Origin of the sequence: Achromobacter sp. UMC46 (assembly GCF_014170335.1) — a bacterium.
Classification (GTDB): Bacteria; Pseudomonadota; Gammaproteobacteria; order Burkholderiales; family Burkholderiaceae_B; genus Achromobacter.
Genome location: NZ_LZZS01000038.1, coordinates 37,038 through 58,156, shown reverse-complemented (window position 1 = coordinate 58,156; position 21,119 = coordinate 37,038). Strand labels below are relative to the sequence as shown.

General features: G+C 67.5%; 18 protein-coding genes. 7 read left to right on the top strand and 11 right to left on the bottom strand.

Annotated elements, in window-relative coordinates; translation table 11 throughout:
• The first annotated feature begins 14 nt into the window (after positions 1 to 14).
• The gene (locus A9973_RS27515; protein WP_183016789.1) at positions 15 to 908 is read left to right on the top strand and encodes a DUF4261 domain-containing protein; all 894 of its coding nucleotides are present in this window, start codon (positions 15 to 17) and stop codon (positions 906 to 908) included.
• Here the strand turns inward: A9973_RS27515 and A9973_RS27510 are convergent.
• Complete coding sequence (locus A9973_RS27510) at positions 892 to 2,109, bottom strand: MFS transporter (protein WP_183016788.1); 1,218 nt, start codon at positions 2,107 to 2,109, stop codon at positions 892 to 894. The two genes, A9973_RS27515 and A9973_RS27510, sit on opposite strands and share 17 nt — an antisense overlap.
• A gap of 97 nt (positions 2,110 to 2,206) precedes the next feature.
• On the opposite strand from A9973_RS27510, the gene A9973_RS27505 reads away from it, so the two are divergent.
• Positions 2,207 to 3,142 carry a LysR family transcriptional regulator gene (locus A9973_RS27505; RefSeq protein WP_183016787.1) on the top strand — a complete coding sequence of 312 codons (936 nt, stop codon included), beginning with the start codon at positions 2,207 to 2,209 and terminating at the stop codon, positions 3,140 to 3,142.
• A gap of 95 nt (positions 3,143 to 3,237) precedes the next feature.
• Here the strand turns inward: A9973_RS27505 and A9973_RS27500 are convergent, their stop codons facing one another.
• From A9973_RS27500 to A9973_RS27490, 3 genes are all read right to left on the bottom strand, one after another.
• Positions 3,238 to 4,173 carry an ornithine cyclodeaminase family protein gene (locus A9973_RS27500; RefSeq protein WP_183016786.1) on the bottom strand — a complete coding sequence of 312 codons (936 nt, stop codon included), beginning with the start codon at positions 4,171 to 4,173 and terminating at the stop codon, positions 3,238 to 3,240.
• A gap of 59 nt (positions 4,174 to 4,232) precedes the next feature.
• Positions 4,233 to 5,165, bottom strand: a complete 933-nt coding sequence (locus A9973_RS27495) for an N-carbamoyl-D-amino-acid hydrolase (protein WP_183016947.1) — start codon at positions 5,163 to 5,165, stop codon at positions 4,233 to 4,235.
• A gap of 271 nt (positions 5,166 to 5,436) precedes the next feature.
• Positions 5,437 to 5,862: an Lrp/AsnC family transcriptional regulator gene (locus A9973_RS27490; protein ID WP_183016785.1), complete on the bottom strand. Its 426-nt coding sequence runs from the start codon at positions 5,860 to 5,862 to the stop codon at positions 5,437 to 5,439.
• 124 nt (positions 5,863 to 5,986) lie between these two features.
• Here A9973_RS27490 and A9973_RS27485 point away from each other — a divergent pair, with 124 nt between their 5' ends.
• The 3 genes from A9973_RS27485 to A9973_RS27475 all read left to right on the top strand — a co-directional run bounded on the left by A9973_RS27485 (position 5,987) and on the right by A9973_RS27475 (position 10,624).
• The gene (locus tag A9973_RS27485) at positions 5,987 to 7,039 is read left to right on the top strand and encodes an ornithine cyclodeaminase (RefSeq protein ID WP_183016784.1); all 1,053 of its coding nucleotides are present in this window, start codon (positions 5,987 to 5,989) and stop codon (positions 7,037 to 7,039) included.
• Between the two features lie 177 nt (positions 7,040 to 7,216).
• On the top strand, positions 7,217 to 8,707 hold the full coding sequence (locus A9973_RS27480; protein WP_183016946.1) for an EAL domain-containing protein: 1,491 nt from the start codon (positions 7,217 to 7,219) through the stop codon (positions 8,705 to 8,707).
• Positions 8,708 to 8,743: 36 nt separating this feature from the next.
• Positions 8,744 to 10,624: a hypothetical protein gene (locus A9973_RS27475; protein ID WP_183016783.1), complete on the top strand. Its 1,881-nt coding sequence runs from the start codon at positions 8,744 to 8,746 to the stop codon at positions 10,622 to 10,624.
• A 25-nt stretch (positions 10,625 to 10,649) separates the two neighbouring features.
• Here A9973_RS27475 and A9973_RS27470 read toward each other — a convergent pair whose 3' ends face one another.
• The 7 genes from A9973_RS27470 to A9973_RS27440 form a co-directional block, all read right to left on the bottom strand.
• On the bottom strand, positions 10,650 to 10,862 hold the full coding sequence (locus A9973_RS27470) for a DUF1059 domain-containing protein (RefSeq protein ID WP_183016782.1): 213 nt from the start codon (positions 10,860 to 10,862) through the stop codon (positions 10,650 to 10,652).
• Positions 10,863 to 11,039: 177 nt separating this feature from the next.
• Positions 11,040 to 13,139 carry a GGDEF and EAL domain-containing protein gene (locus A9973_RS27465; RefSeq protein ID WP_183016781.1) on the bottom strand — a complete coding sequence of 700 codons (2,100 nt, stop codon included), beginning with the start codon at positions 13,137 to 13,139 and terminating at the stop codon, positions 11,040 to 11,042.
• Positions 13,140 to 13,353: 214 nt separating this feature from the next.
• A complete protein-coding gene (locus tag A9973_RS27460) occupies positions 13,354 to 14,250 on the bottom strand; it encodes a LysR substrate-binding domain-containing protein (protein ID WP_183016780.1) in 897 nt (298 codons plus the stop codon).
• 74 nt (positions 14,251 to 14,324) lie between these two features.
• Positions 14,325 to 15,221 (bottom strand): ABC transporter permease, encoded by an 897-nt coding sequence (locus A9973_RS27455; protein WP_220805685.1) that lies wholly within the window; start codon positions 15,219 to 15,221, stop codon positions 14,325 to 14,327.
• 2 nt (positions 15,222 to 15,223) lie between these two features.
• Positions 15,224 to 16,174, bottom strand: a complete 951-nt coding sequence (locus tag A9973_RS27450) for an ABC transporter permease (protein WP_088589915.1) — start codon at positions 16,172 to 16,174, stop codon at positions 15,224 to 15,226.
• Between the two features lie 17 nt (positions 16,175 to 16,191).
• On the bottom strand, positions 16,192 to 17,835 hold the full coding sequence (locus tag A9973_RS27445; protein ID WP_183016779.1) for a peptide ABC transporter substrate-binding protein: 1,644 nt from the start codon (positions 17,833 to 17,835) through the stop codon (positions 16,192 to 16,194).
• A 46-nt stretch (positions 17,836 to 17,881) separates the two neighbouring features.
• Positions 17,882 to 19,009, bottom strand: coding sequence for an FAD-binding oxidoreductase (locus A9973_RS27440; protein WP_220805684.1), 1,128 nt, complete (start codon positions 19,007 to 19,009; stop codon positions 17,882 to 17,884).
• A gap of 347 nt (positions 19,010 to 19,356) precedes the next feature.
• On the opposite strand from A9973_RS27440, the gene A9973_RS27435 reads away from it, so the two are divergent.
• Together A9973_RS27435 and A9973_RS27430 are read left to right on the top strand one after the other, a co-directional pair.
• Positions 19,357 to 19,770: a Rid family hydrolase gene (locus A9973_RS27435; protein WP_183016777.1), complete on the top strand. Its 414-nt coding sequence runs from the start codon at positions 19,357 to 19,359 to the stop codon at positions 19,768 to 19,770.
• Entirely contained in the window at positions 19,757 to 21,112 is a 1,356-nt protein-coding gene (locus A9973_RS27430; protein WP_183016776.1) for an FAD-binding oxidoreductase, read from the top strand. The genes A9973_RS27435 and A9973_RS27430 overlap by 14 nt, the downstream gene beginning before the upstream one ends.
• The last annotated feature ends 7 nt before the right edge of the window (positions 21,113 to 21,119 follow it).

Genomic DNA, 21,119 nt, shown 5'->3' with positions numbered 1-21,119 from the left:
CAGGTCCCCGAATCATGAGCATCTTCTCCCGTTTCTTTGGCCGCAAGGAAGAATCCGCCGACGCCCGCGCGTTGTCCGCCAACCCCTCCATCGAGAATCCGCTTAGCCTGCAGGTGCTCTTCGACGCGCCGCTGGCGATCGCGGAAGACACGCTGACGGCGGCGCTGCGCGCCTATCATCCGTCCATGGGCCAGGCGCGCACCGAGATCGCGCCGGACATGCCGGAATTCCTGGGCCTGGCCGGCTGGGACAAGCACGTTGTGCGGATGGTGGGCTTCAATGCGCCCTATCCCAAGGATGCGCTGGAAGCCTGCGTGGCGCCGGCGCACTACCCGGCCACGGTAAAGGACGAGATCCGCGCCCACGCCAGCCACATCATCCTGTACTACGCGGGCTTCGAAGAAGACCCGCTGGAGCAGTACGTGGCGCTGGCCGCCGTGGCGGGCGCGCTGTCGGGCTTCGGGGCGATGGCCGTGTTGAACGAACATGCGCACGCCTCGCTGCCGGCCGGCGTGTTCGACGCCGAATCGCTGGGCGAGGAAAGCCTGGACCTGCTGCGCACGCTGCCGCTGAACATGCTGTATTGCGGCTTCGTGAAGTACGAGGTCGACGGCGTGGACGGCGTGTGGATGCGCACCTACGGCGGCGACGTGTTCGGCTTGCCCGACTTCGCGGCGTTGGCCGCCGGCCACCACGAAGGCGAGACGTACTCCAACATGTTCAACAACATCATGGGCTACCTGCGGGAAAGCGGCGCCGAACTGGCCGCCGGCCACACGATGCAGATCGGCGAAAACGCCTACATGAAGGTGCGCGAGCCGGCCCAGGAAGAATATTTCCTGGACGGACCGGGCCAGGTGCTGGTGGCCGAGATCATCACGGCCGACCAGATCAACACGCCGGAGTAGGCGTGTCGCGGCGTGGCGCGGCCTGCCGCAACCGCAAGGCCAGCGCCGCGGCCGCCGCGCCAGCGGCCACCAGCGTGACGCCCGTCCAGCCCCAGTGGGCCAGCGCCAGGCTGCCCAGCGCGCCGCCGGCCGCCATGCCGACGAACACGCCCGTCATCAGGATGGCGTTGAGCCGGCTGCGGGCGGCGGGGTCGATGCCGTAGACGATGCTTTGATGCGCGATCAGCGAGGCCTGGATGCCCAGGTCGAAGCCGATGGTGCTGCCTGCGATCAGCCACAGCGCGGCATGCGGCGGCAGTAGCGGCAGGAAAAGCATCGCGGCAAACGACACCAGGGTCAACCCCGCGCCCAGGCCGGCGACGGCCTGCGGGCCTCGCTTGTCGGCCATCCGTCCGGCCAGCGGCGCGGCCAGCGCGCCTGCCGCGCCTGCCAGGCCGAATGCGCCGGCGGCGCCCGCGCCCAGATGGAAGGGCGCGCCGTGGAGCATCACGGCCAAGGTCGACCAGAACGCGCTGAATCCCAGGGACAGCAAGCCCTGCGCCATCGCGGCGCGGCGCAGCCCCGGATGCTGGCGCCACAGCGTCGCGAGCGAGCCCAGCAGGTCGCGGTAAGCCAGTTTCGTCGTGGGGACGAAACGCGGCAGGCCGCGCCAGAGCGCCCCGCCCAGCGCCACGATGGTCACGGCCGCGGCCACGAACATCGCCCGCCAGCCGAACTGCTCGGCCACGAAGCCGCTGACCACCCGCGACAGCAGGATGCCCAGCAGCAGGCCGGTCATGACGGTGCCGACGATCTTGCCCCGTGATTCGGCGGGCGCCAGATGGGCGGCGGCCGGCACGATGTCTTGGGCCAACGTGGCCGACAGGCCCACCGCGAAGCTGGCCGCCAGCAGCATGCCGATGGACGGCGATACAGCAGCCGCCAGCAGCGCCAGGCTCAGCACGGCGGCCTTGACCAGGATGATGCGCTTGCGGTCGTGGCGGTCGCCCAGCGGCGCCAGCAGCAGGATGCCGAAGGCATAGCCCAGTTGCGTCAGCGTGGGAATCCACCCCAGCGCTGCGGTGCTGGCGTCGATGTCCGCGCCCAATACGCCCAGCATGGGTTGGCTGTAATACAGGGACGCAACCGCCAGGCCTGCGCCGACGGCAAGAAGCAGGACAAGGCGGTGCGATAGGGCAGCGGGGGAAATCCGGGAGGTCATGTTGGCTATCCGAAGGGTCAGGTACGGGATGGATTCTGGGCGCCGCGCCGGGGTTTTGGTAGCCGATCCCAAGGTACATCCGTTATACGATAGGCGTATGAGCACCCCTGCCCTGACCGCCGCGGCCGGCACCGACCGCCTCTTGCTGATCGAAACATTCGTGCGCATCGTCGAGGCGGGCAGCCTGTCGGCCGCCGCCGCGCAGATGGGCGGCACGCAGCCCACCGTCAGCCGGCGCTTGCAGTTGCTGGAACGCACGATGGGCGTGCGGCTGCTGCAGCGGTCCACGCACGCGATCCGGCTGACGGAAGACGGCCAGCGCTGCTATGAGCGCGCCAAGGACCTGATCGCCACCTGGCAATCGTTCGAAAGCGAGGTGCGCGGCGCGGGCGACGAGCCCATCGGCACGTTGCGCGTGGTGGCGCCGCATGCGTTCGGGCAGGACCAGTTCGTGGAGCCGCTGGCGAAGTATTTGCAGCGGTATCCGACCATGCGCGTGGAATGGCTGCTGCACGACCGTATGCCCGACCTGATCGCCGAGAACGTCGATTGCGCGATCCGCGTGGGGGCGGTAACCGACCCGTCGGTGATCGCCGTGAAGCTGGGCGACGTTCCACGCATCGTCGTCGCGTCGCCCGCCTTGCTGCAAGGCGCGCCGGTGCCGCAGCAGCCCGCCGAGCTGGCGCGCCTGCCCTGGCTGGCGCTACGCACGTTCTACCGCACGGAAGTCAGCCTGACGCATGGCGGGACGGGGGCATCCGAGCGTTTCGGCATCCAGCCGCGCCTGTCCACCGATGGCCTGCACGCGCTGCGCAAGGCGGCGGTGCTGGGCCTGGGCGTGGCGCTGGGGTCGGCCTGGGCCATGCAGGAAGACCTGGCGGCGGGCCGGCTGGTGCATCTGGCGCCGCAATGGCGGGCGGATCCGCTGCCAGTGTCGCTGGTGTATGCGCCGTCGCGCTTCCAACCGGCGCGGCTGCGCCGCTTCATCGAGACCATGCGCGAACATCTGCCGGTGGAATTGGCCGGCGGCTGACGCAACTTGGGAGGGGCACCGCATGCGCAATCTGGACCTGGACCGCGGCGCCGATTCCGACCGTCAACCGTAGCGCGGCGGCGGGTATCGGCGGGTCAGCCGTTCACCGCTTCGTAGACCAGCGTGGCCAGCGTCAGGTCTTCCAGCGCGCTGCCCACCGCCTTGAACACGGTGATCTCCTGCGCGTTGCGCCGGCCCGGGCGCGCGCCCGTGGTCAATTGGTGCAGGTCGCCCTGAATGGCCTCGCGCGTCAGCACGCCGGCTTCGAAAGCGGACAGCAGGTCGCCGGACTTGGTGGGCGCCTCGTCCGTGTCCACATAGACGGTCGTGCCGTCGAAGCAGGCCGCGTCGGTCTCGCGCATTTCAGGTTTGAAACTGCCGATCAGGTCCAGGTGCGTGCCGGGGCGCAGCCACGCGCCCTGGATCAGCGGCACGGTCGACAAGGTGGCGCAGCTGATGATGTCCGCCTGGCGCGCGGCCGCTTCCAGATCGGTCGTGGCCTGGGCGTCGAAGCCTTGGTCGCGCAAGCCTTGCGCCAGCGCTTCGGCACCCGCCGTCCGCACGTTCCACACCCGCACCTGCTGGATCGGGCGCACGGTCCGCATGGCCTGCGCCACCAGGCCGGCGATGCGGCCGGAACCCACGATCAGGAGCGTCCTGGCGTCCTGGCGGGCCAGGTAGTCCGCGCCCAGCGCGGCGGCGCCGGCCGTGCGGTAGACGGTGACGATGTCGCCGTCCACCTGCGCGATGGGCACGCCGGTCGTGGCGCTGTACAGGTTGTACGTGGCGTGCAGGCCCGGCAGGCCCTGGTGCGTGTTTTCGGGGAAGATGTTGATGATCTTCACGCCGAAATAGCCGCGGTCGCTCCAGGCCGGCATGATCAGCGACGTGCCGTGGGCCGTGCCGGACTGGATGGCGTGGACATGCCGCCCGGGCACCGTCGCGCCGTTGCGGAAGGCCTCGCGCAGGGCGGGGATGACGGCGTCGAAGGACAGGGCGTCCCGGGTCTGTTCCGTGTCGATGAAGCGCATGGGGTCACTGCCTGAAGGGTTCAATCAATCGAAGGGCCGCAGGCAGTCTAGCACCGCGATTAGTCGATGGGCGCCACCGGCAGCGGCTCGCCGGCACCCGTGCGCTCGGTGATCAGCGTGTAGTGTTGCGGGCTGCGGTGCTTGGCGAAATTGAAGACGTGGTCGCGGAACTGCTGGCCCATCCCCAGGTCGATCTTCGCCGTGATGACTTCGTCTTCTTCGCCGCTTGCGCGCGCCACGATCTCGCCCGAAGGCGCCACGATCATCGAACTGCCGATCATGTGGTGGCCGTCTTCATGGCCGCATTTGGCGGCGGCGCCGACCCACACGGCGTTCTGGTAGGCGCTGGCCTGCAGCACGATCTCGTGGGTGGTGGTGCGCAGGTGCGCGGGCTCGTTCCAGTGGATGTTCAGCGACGGCGTGTTGTAGCCCAGCACGATCAGCTCGGCGCTTTGCAGCGACATCACGCGGTACGTCTCGGGCCAGCGGCGGTCGTTGCACAGGCACATGCCGATCTTGACGTCGTTGGTTTCCCAGACGCCGAAGCCCAGGTCGCCCACTTCGAAGAACTTCTTCTCCAGGTGTTGGAACGGCGCGTCGACCTTGTGGTCCGAATGGCCGGGCAGGTGGATCTTGCGGTACTTGCCGATGATCTTGCCGCTGCGGTCCACCAGGATGGCGGTGTTGAACTGGCGGCCTTCCGGCGTCAGTTCGGCATAGCCCAGGTAGAAGCCGATGCCCAGGTCGCGCGCCGTGTCGAACAGCGGCTGCACGTCCGCGTTGGGCATCGTCTTTTCGAAGAAGCGGTCCACGGCCTCGGCGTCTTCCATCCAATAGCGCGGGAAGAACGTCGTCAGCGCCAGTTCCGGGAAGACGACGAACTCCGCCTGGCGGGCGGCCGCCTCGCGCATCATCTCGACCAGCCGGCGGACCACGGCGGCGCGGGTGTCGGCAAGGTTCACGGCGCCCATCTGGGCAACCGCCAAGCCCATTTTGCGGGCGGGGGTGGCGTGGCTCATGGTGTCAATCTCCTGGAAATTTCAGCGTGCAAGCATGCATGCGCGCATCGAAATCCGATAGCGGGCGCGGCGCCGGCGCGACTCGGGGCGTCGCGCGCGGCGGCGGCCGCTAAGGCGCTGATTGGATTGACGATTTACGGGAAGGGCTGCCCCGCGTCCGGGGGCCGGGCATAACGTCAGCTGATGGACGGCATGCAAACTGATATATAGGGTTTACCCTTTTCAGTCCGCACGGGAAGGCGGCTTAGAACGCCTTGAACGTCTTCAGGTGAATGCTGGTTTCAGTCGCCGAAATGCCCTTGAGCGTGCGCAGGCGGTCCAACACTTCGGACAATTGCTCGATGGTGGGCACGCGCAATTCGGCCAGCAGGTCCCAGCGGCCGTTGGTGTCGTGCAGGCCGGCCACGCTGGGTTCGCCCATCAGCAGGTTCACGATCTTGCGAGTCTCGTGGCCTTCGACGGCGATGCTCATCCAGGCCACGATGTCTTCGGTTTCGACCTCGGGGCGCAGCCGCACGGTATAGCCGACGATGATGCCCTGCTCTTCCAGCTTGCGGATGCGGTTGTCGATAGTGCCGCGCGAGACATCCAGCTTCTTCGCCAACGTGGCGACGGACAGGCGGGCGTTGGCGCGCAACAGGCCTAGCAAGCTTTGATCTAGCGTATCCATTGTTAAAAGTGCTAATTGTGGCTATCTTAATGCCAGAATATTAGCGTTTCGTGTTGAATGTTGTCACTATGAATTGGTTTGGCCGTCCGCCAGAATTTCTGTTCCATAACTCGGGGAGAAAATCTTGACGACACTGCTGACGACTTCGGACGTAGCCAACATCGTGGCCCTGCAGGGCCCGCGCAAGGTCTTCACCGACCTGCTGGACTATGTGCTGGCGGACTTTCTGCGATGGCAGGAATTCGATAAATGCGCACGCGTAGCCAGCCATTCCGCCAACGGCGTCATCGAACTGATGCCCACCGCCGACAACGAGCTCTACAGCTTCAAGTTCGTGAACGGCCACCCCGACAACCCGCTGGCCGGCCTGTCCACCGTGATGGCCTTCGGCGCCCTGGCGCAAGTCAGCACGGGCGAACCGCTGCTGATCAGCGAGCTGACCCTGACCACCGCCTTGCGCACCGCCGTGACGTCCGCCCTGGCCGCCCGCGCGCTGGCCCGTCCGGACTCCCGCACGATGGCCCTGATCGGCAACGGCGCCCAAGCCGAATTCCAAGCGTTGGCCTTCCATTACGTGCTGGGCATCGACACGCTGCACGTCTATGACGTGGACCCCGAGGCCACCCGCAAGCTGGAAAGCAACCTGGCCTCCGTCGCACCGTCATTGCGCATCATGCGTTTCGACGGCACGGCCCAGGCCGTCAAGGGCGTGGACATCGTCACCACCGTCACGGCCGACAAGGCCTACGCCACCATCCTGACCGCCGACATGGTCGAGCCGGGCATGCACATCAATGCGCTGGGCGGCGACTGCCCGGGCAAGACGGAACTGCATGCCGACGTGCTGCGCATGGGGCCGGTGTTCGTCGAATACGAACCGCAGACGCGGATCGAAGGCGATCTGCAGCAGATGCCCGCCGATTTCGCCGTGACGGAATTGTGGCGCGTCCTGACCGGCCAGCGCGGCGGCCGCCAAAGCGCTACCGACGTGACTATTTTCGATTCGGTCGGATTCGCGCTGGAAGATTTTTCGGCCTTGCGTTGGCTGCGCGACAGCGCGGCCCGGCACGCCATCGGCACCCGGATTGAAGTGGCGCCCCAATTGCAGGACCCCAAGAACCTGTTCAACGTGGTGCGCACGGCCCGTTGCGGCCAACCCGCCCTGGCGCAGGGATAGGCTCCCGCGGGTTTCACCAAAAAAGACGCCCGTTCCCGAGGATGGGCGTTTTTTCTTTAGGGGAGACGACCGGGTTGCGGTTACATTGCCTTACGCGCAGTTCTCCCTCTTCATAGGCGCGGTCAGCATACCCGTCACCCGATGTCACGTTTCCGAATTGCGGTTGTAGTCCTGTCGATGTCGACGCTGGGTTTCCTGGCGGGACTGGCGGCAGGACGCCTGATCGAAGTCGCCCAGGTCGACGACCGGCTTGCCCGGCACAATACGCGCCTGCTGGCGCAAGCCGTGCGCGTGGCCCAGGAAGGCCAGCGCCTGGTCCAGGCGGCGACGCACAGCACCGACCTGTGTTCGGATTCCGACATCGCCACCTTGCGGGTGCTGCTGTTCAACGCCACCTTCCTGCGCGACATCGGCCGGCTGCGCGACGGCATGCTGGTGTGTTCGGCCGCCTGGGGCGTGCTGGCGGCGCCCCACCCCTTGCCGCCCGCCGCGTTCACGACGCAGAAGGGCGTCTCGTTGTGGGTGGGGGCCGCCAATATCATCGACCGCCGGATCATCGGTGACATGGCGGCGCGCAACGACGTGGTCGTATTCACCGCGCCGGGCGCCTTCGACGGGTTGCCGGAGCCCGATTCCACGATCGATTCCCTGCTGGTGACCCGCGACGGCGCGCACGTCTTCCGCCGCTTCGGCCGCGCGGACGGCCTGGCGCTTTACCTCGGCGACAGCCCGTCCGAGGGCAGCTTGCGGGCCGAACGCCTGACCGCGGAGTGCGCGCCGCTTTCCGGCCCGGACACTTGCGCCGTGTCGCGCGTCAGTTCGCATGCCTGGTTCACGCTGCCGGCGCTGATCCTGGCGGGTACGGGCGCGCTCGCGGGCGGCTTGCTGGCGGGCCTGTGCGTGTTGTGGCGCCAGCAGTCCAAGAGCGTGCGCGCGGCGCTGCGCAAAGCCATCCGCCGCGGCGGCGTGCAGGTCCGCTATCAGCCGCTGCGCGAGCTTGCGACGCGCCGCCTGGTCGGCGTCGAGGCGTTGGCGCGCTGGCGTTCGCGCGACGGGTCGGCGGTGCCGCCGGCGTTGTTCGTGCCGCTGGCCGAAGAGATGGGGCTGGGCCGCGAATTGTCCCGCGTGGTGACGCAGCAGGCGCTGCGCGACCTGGCCGGCCGGTTGCGGGACGCCACCGGGTTCTACGTCAGCATCAACGTGTCGGCTGAAGACCTGCAGGACGACGCCTACCCCGATTTCCTGCTGCGCACGGTAAACGAGCAAGGCATCGCGCCGCCGTGCGTGGCGCTGGAGATCACCGAAGGTTCGCCCTTGTCGGACGGCCATGTGCGGGGCATCATCCAGACCTTGCAGCGGCAGGGGTTCCGGATATTGATCGACGACTTCGGCACCGGCAATTCCAATCTGAATTACCTGGCTGAAATGCAGGCCGATGCGATCAAGCTGGACCGCCGGTTCACGCAAGCGATCGGCGAGGAACCGGCAGGCACGCTCATCATCGACCACGTCATCGACATCTCGCGCGAGCTCGGCGTGGGGCTGATCGTCGAAGGCATCGAGACCGAAGCGCAGGCGCAGTACCTGTCGGCCCGCCACCCCGCGACGGTCGGCCAGGGATGGTTGCTGGGGCGGGCGGTGCGGCCGGAAGACATCCCGCTGGAGTGACCCGGGGCCCGTGATCCGGACCCGTATACTGGCGCCATGAAGCCAATGAACCGCGCCTTGCTGGCCGCTTCGCTGTTGTCCGCGATGGCCGCCTTGCGGCCCGCGCTGGGCGCAGCAGCCAGTCCAGCCGCCACCTCGCCCGCCACGGTTCAAGCCGACCAGGAAGCCCTCTCGCCCTTTCTTCGCCAGATGCAGGAGACGCATCGCCTGATGGCGGAAAAGGACTGGCCCGCCGCGGATGACGCCGCGGCCAAGGCGCTGGAGGCGGCAAGGGCGGATGAAAACCGCTACGAGGAATTCGATGCCATCGCCACGGTGGTCGGCCTGCTGCACCGGCAGCGGCGCTATGCCGACGCGCGCCGTGCCGCCGAAGCGCAGATCGCGATCTTCGACAAGCGCGACGCCAGCCAGGACGCCGTCTCGCAGGTGCTGGTAATGGCGATCCGCGAGGGCGCGGCGGCGGGTGAGGCCGCCGACGTGGCGCGCTTGCAGGAAAGGGTCTATGCGCAAGGCAACGTCTACCCCGGGCAATGGACGCGCGACGCTGCCGCGCACCGGCTGGACTATGCGCTGGCCGGCATGAGCCTGCCGCTGACGGCGGGCCGCTGGGTCCTTGTGAGTTTCAAAGCGGCAGACCAGCGCACGGACCGCGCGCAGCTGGACTACGTGCAGACGCTGGACGATGGCCGCGCCCTGACGGCCCGCGTGTGGATCGCGTATCGCGAAGACCTGCGCGCCAAGGACGCGGCCGCGCGCCAGCAGTCCCTGGCCAAGCGGATGGACGAGCCGGACGGCGATCAGGTGCCCGCGGCCGGCGTGCAATCCGCGCTGCCGGAACTGCCTTTCAACGAGGCGGCGCAGACCAGGCGCGCGGGGCAGATCGAGTACCCGCGCGGCGTGGGCATCGAAGCGGCGTGGACCGCCATGCGCGGCGATTGGCAAGTGGATGTGCGGGCCTCGTTTGCGAAGGACAATCAAGGCGAGGCCGTCGCGCAGTTGCACGAGTTGTTCGGCGCCATGTCCTGGGACCGCGACGTGCGCTTGTTCCGCGACAAGACCATGGCCGAGCAAAGCCGCGAGATCGAATCGTACTGGTCGATGGCGCGCGACTGGAACCAGGCGGCCGCGCTGGCGCAGGCGGCCATGCCGGACGCGGCGTTCCCGCTGGAGATCGCCCGGTTCAACACCGTGATGGGCCGCGCCGCCTATGGGCGTGGCGACTTGGCGGCGGCGCGCCGCGACCTGGACGTGGCGCTTGCCGCCTGGGCGCATGCTGGCAAGGCGTATCACGATGAATCGCTGTATCAGACCGCGCTTGATACGGCCGCGGACGTCGCTTACCGGCAGGGCCGGGAGCAGGACGCGGCGGCGCTGAGCCGGCGCTTCGTCGAATGGGTCGGCAACACCGGTTCGGACTGGTCGATGCCGCAGGAAAGCCGCGTGCTGCGCAATGCGGACACCGGCATGGCGCTGCCGCTGCGGCTGGGCGAATTCCGGCTGGAACCGATCGACCTGAATCGCTTCTATTACCGCAACCTGAAGACCGGCGAACAACTGGGCCTGGCGGTGGACCAGAGCGCGGCGGTGCCGGACGAGACATTGGAAGCGTCGATGCGGTCGTTCATCGAAGGCAAGCTTGGGCTGCGCGTCCTGGGCGTGGACACGTCGGCGTTTTCACCGCGCGCGCAGGCCGGCATGGGCGGCGAGCTGCGCGGCCGCAAGTGGCTGTTCCAGGTCGAGGCGAAACCCGACGACGGCCGCACGGTCAATCTGGATGGCCCGGCCGCCGCGCCGCCCGCCCAGATGGCGTTCTGGGTCGTGGACCGCGGCAACCGCCGGGCCATCCTGCGCGCGCCCTTGCCGGCGGGCGGCGCCGGTGCGGGCGCGGCGCAATTCGCGCAGACGCTGGCCTGGTAGCGGAATCGCTGTCAACCCCGCGGCGTCAAACCCGGGACGGCGCTTCCGCCGGCGGCGTGCCGTCATGGAACAGGCCTTTGAGCTGCGTGCGCAATTCAGGGGAATCCGTGTGCTTGTGCACCGTGGTGGCATGCTGCACGGCGGCTTCCAGCAGTTCGTCGTCGGAATCCGCCGCCAGCGCCACCGAGCAGTTCATTTCGCTCGGATATTCGCGGCAGTCGATGAATTTACGGGTCATGGCGTTCTCCCGGCACAGCGCGCCACAGGCGGCTGGCGTGAAGGGACATCCGACGCGCGGCGCGGAGGGCATCGGGTTCGATGGCGCGTCGCAGCGCACCCGATGGTCTGGAAAGTATAGGTCTGGCGGAGCGCGGCCGGGGCCGGGAATGCGGGGTCGGCCCCTCTTTGGCGACGGCTAGGCGGGGGGCGGCGATCCGGGTTCATCGGCGGGCGTCTCGTGCGCCACCGGCCGCCCCAGCAGGTAGCCCTGGAAGTGCGAGCAGCCCTCTTCCGTCAGGCGGTCCAGTTGCGCCGCCGTCTCCACGCCTTCGGCGGTGGTGGGGATGTCCAGGCTGCGCCCGATGCCGTTGATGGCGCGGATGATCGCCAGCGCCTCTTTGCTGGATTCGACGTCTTGCGTGAACGACTTGTCGATCTTGATCTTGTCGAATTCGAACGTGCGCAGGTAACCCAGCGACGAATAGCCGGTGCCGAAATCGTCCAGCGCCACCTTCACGCCCAGTGCCTTTAGCTGGTTCAGCGTATTCAGGTTGGTGGCGGAGTTGGCCAGCAGCACGGATTCCGTGATCTCCAGTTCCAGCCGGCGTGCCGGCAGGCCCGACTTGGCCAGGGCGGATTCCACCAGGGACACCAGCGCGCTGTTGGTGAACTGGGTGGCCGACAGGTTCACAGCCACGGTCTCGTGATCGTCCCAACGCATGGCTTCCTCGCACGCTTCGTGCAGGGTGAATGCGCCCAGCTCATGAATCAGCCCGGTCTCTTCCGCGATGGGGATGAAGTCGTTGGGCATGATCAGGCCCTTGGCCGGGTGCTGCCAGCGCATCAGGGCCTCGCGGCCCGTCACGCGCACATGGCTGACGTCCATGATGGGCTGGTAATGCAGTTGCAGCTGCTGACCCATGATGGCCTGGCGCAGGTCCATCTCCATGTCGTGGCGCTTGAGCGCCGCCGCCTCCATTTCCGGCTTGAAGAAGGCCAGGCAGTTGCGGCCGCGGCGCTTGGCCTCGTATAAGGCCATGTCGGCGTAGCGCAGCAGGTGGTCGGCCGAGCAGTCCGGGGCGTCAGCCAGCGCGATGCCGATGCTGACGCTGACGGGAACCGTGTGGCCGTCGATCTCGAACGGCTGGCGCACGGCTTCGATCAGGCGTTCCGCCATCCTGCGCACATCGTCCTGCTGGCCGATGTTGGGCAGCACGATCGCGAATTCGTCGCCGCCCAGGCGGGCCAGCGTGTCCTGCTCGCGCAGGCTCTTGGGCAGGCGCTTGGCCAGCAACCGCAGCAGTTCGTCGCCGAACGTGTGGCCCAGCGTGTCGTTCACGCTCTTGAAGTTGTCCAGGTCCAGGCACAGCACCGCGGCGGTGCGGCCGTCGCCGCGGCTGTTCAGCGCCTTCAGCAGCTGTTCGCGGAACAGCCGCCGGTTGGGGCTGCCGGTCAGCGTGTCGTGGTGCGCCATGTAGCGCACCTGCGCGTGGGCCGCGTTCTCGTCCGTGACGTCGTCGGAAATCAGCAGCACGTACCGCGAGCGGGGATCGCTGCTGTGGAAAACCAGGGTCTTGGTCCGCAAGGTGCGCATGCCGCGCGCGGTGGCCAGTTCCTCTTCCGCTTCGCGCAGCGTGCCGTCCGAGCGCAGCGCCTCGTTGGTCAACCGGTCGAAGAATTCGCAGACGGCGGCGGGCAGGCATTTCTGGGCGGTCTTGCCGATCATGTCGGCGCGGTCGGCGCCGAAGGTCGCCTCTGCCTGGCGGTTGGCCAGGAGGATGGTGCGCGACACGGCGTCCTGCACCAGCACGCAGGACGGGATGTGCGACACCACCGCGTCCAGGAAGCTCGATAGCGAGGTCAGTTCGGTGTTGTAGTGCTCGGCCAGTTCCTTGGCCCGCAGCACCTGCTGGTCGCGTTCCCGCCGTTCGGTATTGTCGCGGGTCACTTTCGCGTAGCCAATCAGCGCGCCGTGGTCGTCATGGATCGCGTCGATCACCACGTGCGCCCAGAACAGCGTGCCGTCCTTGCGCACGCGCCAGCCTTCCGCTTCGAAGCGGCCGTGTTCGAGGGCGTTGGCCAGGCCGCGCTGCGGCAGCCCCGCATCCTGATCGTCGGGGCTGTAGAAGCACGAGAAGTGCCGGCCCACGATTTCTTCCTGCGTATAGCCCTTGGCGCGCTCTGCGCCGGCGTTCCAGTTGGCGACAGTGCCATCCGGATGAAGCATGTAGATGGCATAGTCGACGACACCCTGCACAAGGTGCCGGTACATGACGTCGGAGTGGTCGATGATCATTGGATGTGGCGGGCTGGCGTGCCCGTCGCATGCATGTGATCGCGCGCGTGGGCGGTCCCGCGGAAAGACTGAGGGATATACGGCTTTACGTCGTATGGCCCGCAATATTTAACGCGTCGGCGCAGAAAACTCGAATCTTGCGAATGTTGTCGCGGAAACGCATTTCTTTGCAATGGCCGGCCTGCCGCCAGGCGCCGCCGGCGAGGCTGGCGGCCTAGGCGTAGGACGCGATGATGGCTTTGGATTCCACCAGCTCGCTGACGATCCAGTCTTCCACCAGCTTGACCTGACGGCGATGCCGCAGCGCCGGCCGGCGCACCAGGTAGTACGACACGCCGGTGGGCACCGCGCGGCGCAGCGGCACGACGACCCGGCCGTCCTGGATGGCCTGGTCGGCCAGCACGACGTCGGCGATGGCCACGCCCAGGCCCGCCTCGGCCGCGCTCAACGCCATGTCCAGCGCATCGAAATCCAGGCCGCCCCGCGTGAACAGTTCGATGCCGGTCTTCTCGGACCACGTGATCCAGTCCTGGTGGTCGGGCAAGGGGTGCAGCAAGGTGGACTCGCGCAGGCCGCGCTCGGGGTCGGCGGCGTCGATATGGCCCGGCGCGCACACCGGCACGATCCACTCGGCGTAGAGTTCGGTCGCGTCTTCGTGCGAAAAGTTGCCCAGCGCGTAGCGGATGCCCAGGTCCGAGTCGGTCTCGTCGGCCGTCATGTCGTTGAGCCGCGTGCGGACCACGACCTTGATCATCGGGTACTGCTCGTGGAAGCGCCGCAGCCGGGGGAAAAGCCAGCGCAGCGCGAAGGTGGGGATCACCCGCAGCGTGACGATGTCCTGGTCGGTGTGCGTGGGGTCGATGGCGTTGGCGATATGGTCGAACGCTTCCTTGACCGTCGTGGCCAGCTTGCGCCCGGCCTCGGTGATCTCCAGGCCGCTGTGGGTACGCAGGAACAGCGTCTGCCCCAACTGCTCTTCCAGGATGCGGACCTGGCGGCTGACCGCGCTTTCGCTGACGTTCAGGATCTGGGCGGCCTTCTTGACGCTGGTATGGGCCGCCACGACTTCAAAGCAGCGTAGCGCGTTCAGCGAGGGCAGGCGTCGGTGCATCCCGTTCTCCAGGGCGTTGGGGGTTAGGCTCGGCTCGGATCAAGGGGGACCGGCTAGCGTGCCGGCGGGACGATTCACCGGCTGCGCGGCTCGAGTATATTGCGCAGCCCTTCGCCGATGAAATTCACGCTGGTCACCGTCAACGCGATCGCGATGCCGGGCACGATCGCCAGCCAGGGCGCGGAGGTCAGGTAGATCTGCGCGTTGTTCAGCATGTTGCCCAGGCTGGCCACCGGCGGCTGGATGCCATAGCCCAGATAGCTGACATAGGATTCCAGCAGGATGGCGCGCGCCACGTTCAGCGTGGCGACGATGATGATCGGGCCCATGGCATTGGGCAGCAGTTCGACGACCATGATGCGCAGGCCCGAGGCGCCGGCGCTGCGGGCCGCCGCGGCATACTCCGTGTTGCGCAGCGACCGGTACTGGCCTTCGACCAGGCGGGCGACTTCCATCCAGCAGGTGGCCGAGATCAGGATGGTCGTCGAGACGATGCCGGGCTTGACCAGCATGGCCAGGGCCAGGATCAGGAAAATCGTCGGGAACGCCAGCATGGCGTCGACGAAGCGCATCAGCAGGGCGCCCACGAAGCCACGCCGGTAGCCGGCGATCATGCCCACGACGGTGCCGAACACCACCGAAATCAGCATCGCCGCGAAGCCGATTGTCAGCGAGATCCTGCCGCCGGCCATCAGGCGGGCCAGCACGTCGCGGCCAAGCTCGTCCGTGCCCAGCAGGTGTCCGGCGGACAGCGGGGGCGCAAAGCGGTTCAGCACGTCGATGTAGCTGGCGTCCAGCCGCAGGACGAGCGGCCCCGCGAAGCACAGCAGCACCATCAGGACAATGGTGGCCGCGCCCGCCGCGGCCAGCTTGTGGCGGGTCAGGGCAAGCCAGCCGGCATGCAGCGCGCCGGGCGGACAGTACGGCGTGCCCGCCGCGGCGGAGTCGGGGATTCCAGGGGCTTTCATCATGCTCAGTCCATCCGAATACGAGGGTCGGCGATGGCGTACAGCACATCGGCCAACAGCGAGCCCAGCATCACCATGATGGCGGACAGCATCAGAATGCCCATGACCACGGGGTAGTCGCGGTATTCCAGCGAATCGAAGAAAAGGCGGCCCATGCCGGGCCAGCTGAAGACCGTTTCGGTGATCAGCGCGCCGCCCAGCAAGGTCGGGAACTGCAGGCCGACGAGCGTGATCATGGGCAGCAGCGCATTGCGCAGCGCGTGCGACAGGATGATCGCCCGGCCGCCCGCGCCTTTTGCGCGCGCCGTGCGGATGTAGTCCTGCTCCAGGGTCTCGATCATGGAAGAACGCATGAAGCGCGCCCACACCGCGGTCTCGACCAGCGCCAGCACCATGACCGGCGCGATCATGTGGTGCGCCAGATCCAGGAACGAGCCGTCGCCGAACGTCTGCTGGTTGCCGGCCGGCAGCCAGCCCAGCTTGATGGAGAACAGGTAGATCGCCATCAGGCCGAACCAGAAAGTCGGGATGGACAGCGCGATCATCGCGCCCACCGACGACAGCGCGTCCATCAGCGAATGCCGGCGCACCGCGCCCCAGATGCCGATCATGCCGCCCAGCAGCGCGGCAATGACGGTGGATACCGCCATCAGCGACAAAGTCGCCCCGATATGCGAGCCGATGGTGGCCAGCACGCCGATGCCGTCGCGGTAGGATGCGCCCCAGTCGCCGCGCACCATGCGCAGCAGCCAGTCGCCGTACTGGATGAGGAAGGGGCGGTCCAGCCCCATGCTGCGCGTCAGGCGGTCGATATCCTCTTGCGCCATGTTCGACGATTGGGCCAGCTGCGACAACGGGCCGCCCGGCGACAGGTAGAGAATGCCGAATCCGATCAGCGATACCAACAGCAGCAGCACCAGGGACTGGCCGCCGCGCTTGAGCAGGTACTGGGTCATCTAGAGGCTCCGGCCCGTCAGCTTGCCCAATACCAGCTGCGCATGTTCCAGCAGTTGGATGAGCTGTTGATATTGTTCTCGTAGCCGACGAGCTTGTCCTTGACGGCTTCGATGATGACGGTCTGGGAAACGGGCAACAGCACCAGGTCGCTCCGGACGATCTCCTGGATCCGGTGGTAGATGCGTTTGCGTTCGTCCAGGTTGAATTCCCGGGTGCCTTGCTGCAGCAGCTGGTCCATTTCCGGGTTCTGGTACTGGTAGGTGTTCAGGCCGCTGCCGCCCTTGGCGGGAATCGATGCGCTGGAGAAGCGCGCGGTCACGTCCGGGTCGCTGCCTTGAAGGAAGTTGGACGCCACCATGACCGACTGGTATTGCGACTTCTGCCAGAAGTTGCCCCAGATGACGGCCGCCGGCATGTTCTCGATGGTCATCTCCACGCCGATCTGCCGCCAGTCCTGCATCAGCAGCTGCTGGGATTGTTCCCGCGCTTGCGCGCCCGCCGTCGTGGAATTGGAGAATGCCAGACGCTGGCCGTTCTTGACCCGGATGCCGTCGCTGCCCGGCACCCAGCCGGCCGCGTCCAGCAGGGCGCGCGCGGCCTGCGGGTCGTAGCGGTGGGCGGGCAGCGCGTCGTTGTAGGCCCAATGCCCTTTGGGCACATAGGATTCCGTCGGCAGCGGCCGGCCCTGATAGATGGCCTTGATGCGCGCTTCCTTGTTCATGCCCAGGTACAGGGCCTCGCGCACGGCCTTGTCCGCGAACGGCGCGAAGCCCAGGTTCAGCGCGACGTGTTCGATGAACGGGGTGGGTACCGGCATGATGCGCGCGCCGCGCAGCCTGGCCGCCTCTTGCTCGAAGCTGGGCTGGATGCCGGACAGCCCCAGGTAGTCGATCTGCCCGCTGCGGAACTGCGTATACAGCATCGTCTGGTCGGGGATGTACTTGAAGATGATGCGCAGCAGATAGGGGCCCTGGCCGTGGTAGGCCGGATTGCGTTCCAGCTGGATGTGGTCGCCGGCGCGGCGCGCGCCCCAGCGGAAGGGGCCGGTGCCCACGGGCGCCTGGTTGTAGGGCGCGGTATTCGGATCGGCGGCTGCGCTCAGGATGTGCTCGGGCACCATGAAGGTCTGGGACAGCACCGACATGTAGGGCGTGAAGCTGCTTTCCATGCGCCAGTGGATCTCGTCGTCCGCCACCACGGTGATGTCGCGCACCAGGGAATGGCCGACGCGGTTGCGGGCCCGGAACGCGGGGTTGTTGATCAGCTCCAGCGTGTACTTCACGTCGCGCGCGGTGAACGGCTTGCCGTCGTGCCAGGTGGCGCCGGTCTTGAGCTTCACTTTCCAGACCAGGCCGTCGGCCGACAGCCCGCCGTTTTCGACCGAAGGCACCTCGCGCGCCAGGTCCGCCACGGTGTTGCCCTGCGCGTCGATGAACCACAAGGTGCTGAACAGCTGCCACCAGACGCCCTGGTCGACTTCGCTGCCCGGCATCAGCGGATTGAATACCGTGGGTTCCTGCGAGATGCCGGCGATCACCTGGCCGCGCGGAGCAGCGGGCGGTGTCGGCGCCGATTGCGCCCAGGCGGGCGCCGCCAGCAGCGTGCCGGCGGTGGCCGACAGTTTCAGGAAATCGCGTTTGGAGAGCTTATGGTCGATCATGGCTTCCGTTTCCCCGTTGTGGTGTGCTTGTTTGTCTTTGCCGGATTCAGGCGGACCGGAGCGAATCGCGGTCGGGCGACAGCGCCTCGGGCGTCAGGCCGCGAGCCAGCAGCGCATCAGGCAGCGGCAAGCCCTGCGCCAGCGCCGCCACGGCCTGTCCCATCGCGGGCGACGTCAGCACGCCGCAGCCGCCCAGCGCCGCGTACCAGATGAACCCGGGGCTGTCGGCGCGCGCGCCGCAGACCGGATTGCGGTCGCGCACGTAGCTGCGCACGCCCGCCCAGACGCTGATGGGGCGCGGCACGCGCAACGACGTTTCCTGTTCGATGTTGTAGATGCCCTGCGCCACATCCAGCTCGTCCGGATAGACCTCGCCGGGGGCGACCGGCTGCGCGTCGGCGGGCGACCCCATGAAGCAGCCATGCTCCGGCTTGACGTACCACTGGTAGTCCGCGTTGCACACGTGCGGCCAGCGGGCGCCTTCGGAGCCGGGCCGCAAGGGGAAGGTGAAGGCGGTGCGCTTGTACGGCGTGATGCCGACGGGCGCCACGCCTGCCATCTGGGCGATGGCGTCGGCCCAGCCGCCCGCGGTGTTGACCATGACGCCGGCGGTGTAGTCCTCGTCTTGCGTGCGGATGCGCCATTTGCCTTCGTGGCGTTCGATGCTTTGCACCGGCGCGTTCACCGCCAGCACCGCGCCATTGCGCTTGGCGCCTTTCAGATAGGCCTGAAGCAGGGTGTTGACGTCGATGTCCTGCGCGTCGGTCTCGTGGACGCCCAGGTCGAACTTGTCGGCCAGCAACGCGGGGAACAGGGCCATGGCCTGCTCGCGGTCCACCCACTCCGCGGTGCCGCCCGCTTCTCCGATGCGCGCGTGCAGCTTGTCCAGCACCGCCTTCTGGCTATGGCGGCCCAGCGTCAGGCTGCCGCGCTGCTCGATCAGGGGAAGATCGGCGAAGCCGGCCGGCGGCGCGTGGAAAAACGCCCGGCTGGCGGCGGCCATGCCGCGCATCTGGTCGGCCGAAATGCCGACCGTGAACTGGCCGGCGGTGCGGCCCGAACTATGGAACCCGAAATGCGGCTCTTGTTCGATCAACGCCACCTTCGCGGTCCGGGAAAGGAAGTAGGCGGCCGCGGCCCCTGAAATCCCGCCGCCGACAATGACAACATCCATGTGCATCCTGTATTCCCCTTTCATCTGGAAAGCCGCTGGTTCTGCGCCGCGGCGCCGGGCTGTTCCCGGAATGACCCGATTGAATCCCAACGCCTTCGGCAGTGTCGAGTCGAATAAATGGAATCGAAACCGCAATAATCTGCACCGGGTCCGGGCTTGCCCGCGCGCAGGGGAAAACGCTACGGGAAAACCATGACCGCGCTGCACCCCTGTCTTGCGCTGCGCCGGGCCCGCCATCCGCCGTCGTTCTATTAATTGCATCCAGCCCTCGATTTTTTGACATCGACGGGGCAACGCCTTTTGCGCGATCCTGCTCGCCAATGAAGCACTCCTGGATGAAAACCGACATGAACGACAACACGCGTCAACGCAGCGGCCGGCAAGCCATCTACTCGGGCAGCGAGTATGAACGCACTTACAGCTATGCGCGCGCCGTCGCGCTGAACGGCCACGTCCGCCTGTCCGGGACGACGGGCTACGACTATGTCGCCGACGTGCTGGCCGACGGCGCACGGGCGCAGACCGAGCAGATCTTGCGCAATGCCCAATTCGCGTTCGAGCAGGCCGGCGCGTCGCTGCGCGATGTGGTGCGGGTGCGCATCTACATCGCCCGGCCCGAAGACTACGACGCCGTCATGGACGTGTATGCGGAGGCATTCCGCGGCGTGGACCCGGCGTGCACGACCGTGCAGGCCGGATTGTTCGACCCCGCTATCCGGGTCGAGATCGATATGGACGCCATCGTCGATGCCGCCGCTTAACCTGTTGCGCCACGCGCCGGCGGACGCGGTATCGCGCCTGCTGGACAGGTCCGAGCCGCTGCCGGCCATGGCCGATGTCGTCATCATCGGCGGCGGCATCATGGGTTGCAGCGCTGCCTGGTACCTGACCCGCGCCAACTTGAAAGTGGTGCTGCTGGAAAAGAACCGGATCGCCTCGCAGCAGTCGGGGCGCAACTGGGGTTTCGTGCGGTCGCTGTGCCGCGATCCGGCCGAGCTGGCGCTGGCCGCCCAGGCCTTGTCGCTTTGGCCCGGACTGCGGGCGGAACTCGGGCATGAGACGGGCTGGACGCGCAGCGGCTGCCTGTTCCTGTGCGCCGACGAGGCCGAACGCCGCTCCTACGAGGCGTGGCTGGCGGAAGCGGGCGGCAGGGTCAGCGACACGCGGATGCTGAGCGCCGACGAGGTCGCGGCGCGGTTTCCGCGGGTGTCGCCGCGCACCGAAGGCGGCATCATCGCCGAATCGGACGGGCAGGCGGAACCCACGCTGGCGACGCTGGCGTTCGCCCGGGCGGCCATCGGCGCTGGCGCGGTGGTGCTTGAGGATTGCGGCGTCAGCGCGCTGGACGTCGCGGGCGGCAGCGTGCGCGGCGTGCAGACCGAGCACGGTCCGGTGCGCGCGCCCATCGTCATCTGCGCGGCAGGCGCGCAGACCTTCCGCCTGCTGCAGGGGCTGGATGTGCAGCTGCCCCAGAAGGTCGTGCGCAGCACGGTGTCGCTGACGGCGCCCCTGCCCCCCATGGGCTTGCCTTGCTTTGTCGGGTACGGGCTGGGCCTGCGCCAGCGCCCCGACGGTTCCTGCATCATCGCCACCGATGCCGGCACGGATATCGACCTGACGCTGGATTCCCTGCGCGCCTCCCGCTATTTCCTGCGCGAAGTGGTGCGCAACCACAAGGGCTTTTCGTTCCGGCTGGGCAAGCCCTTCGTCAACGACCTGTACACCCGGCTGTCCGTGCCAAAGTCGGATTGGGCGATCAAGCCCCGTGACCCCGAGATCGCGCCCAACACGCACCGCGTGCGCGACAACCGCAAGCGCTTCGCGGAATTGTTCGCGGGAATGCCGCCGGTCGACATCGTCAAGTCCTGGGCCGGGAACATCGACGTGATGCCGGACGCGCTGCCGGTGATCGATGCGGCCTGGCCGGCTGCCGGCCTGATCATCGCCACGGGCTTTTCGGGGCATGGCTTCGGGCTGGGCCCCGCGGTGGGCAGCACGCTCGCCGCGCTGGCGCGCGGCGTCGAACCCAAGACCGACCTGGCGCCGTTTTCGGCTGACCGTTTCCTGCGGGGGGCGTATTCGCGCCCCTACGCGGCCATCTGATACCCGG